This is a genomic window from Vibrio sp. 10N.222.49.C9, assembly GCF_041474985.1.
Classification (GTDB): Bacteria; Pseudomonadota; Gammaproteobacteria; order Enterobacterales; family Vibrionaceae; genus Vibrio; species Vibrio crassostreae_C.
On record NZ_JBFRVD010000390.1, the window covers coordinates 1 to 417 of the forward strand.

1 protein-coding gene and 1 pseudogene are annotated in these 417 nt (G+C 44.4%); one reads left to right on the forward strand and one right to left on the reverse strand.

Annotation, left to right across the window (positions count from 1 at the left end):
- Positions 1-185, forward strand: a pseudogene (locus tag AB4585_RS23645) (DNA mismatch repair protein MutH); the annotation flags it as partial.
- A gap of 17 nt (positions 186-202) precedes the next feature.
- On the opposite strand, the gene AB4585_RS23650 reads toward AB4585_RS23645, so the two are convergent.
- A partial coding sequence (locus AB4585_RS23650) for a DUF6482 family protein (RefSeq protein ID WP_372171207.1) occupies positions 203-417 on the reverse strand: 215 nt, incomplete at its 5' end.

Here is a 417-nt window from a genome sequence, read left to right on the forward strand (position 1 = left end):
CTACAGGAAGGATCCATGAGATCAGTGCAAGGCACGGTGAGGTCATGCAAATTCGCCCCAAAGCCGCCAATAGTCGAGCGCTGACTGATGCCTATGGTGCGAGTGGTAAGCAAATAAAGACCTTGCCTCGAGGTTTTTACCTACGAAGCCACTTTACCCACTCTATTTTGCTTGAAAGCCAATAGCTCGAATTTGCTGAGCGCTAATAACTCTTAAGAGATAACTCAATATCACAATATGGCTTGTCTTCTGGTGAGCCACATTCGTCATAAGCGTTATGCAGTCGCAAGTAAGCGCTATCTAATCCAAGCTTAATCAACTCTTCTTTGACGATCTCTAATGAAGCAAAAGACATTGGCTTATCGTCTTCACGTATCGGCTCAAGCTTGTGCTTAAATTCAACAGCAAGCTGATAAG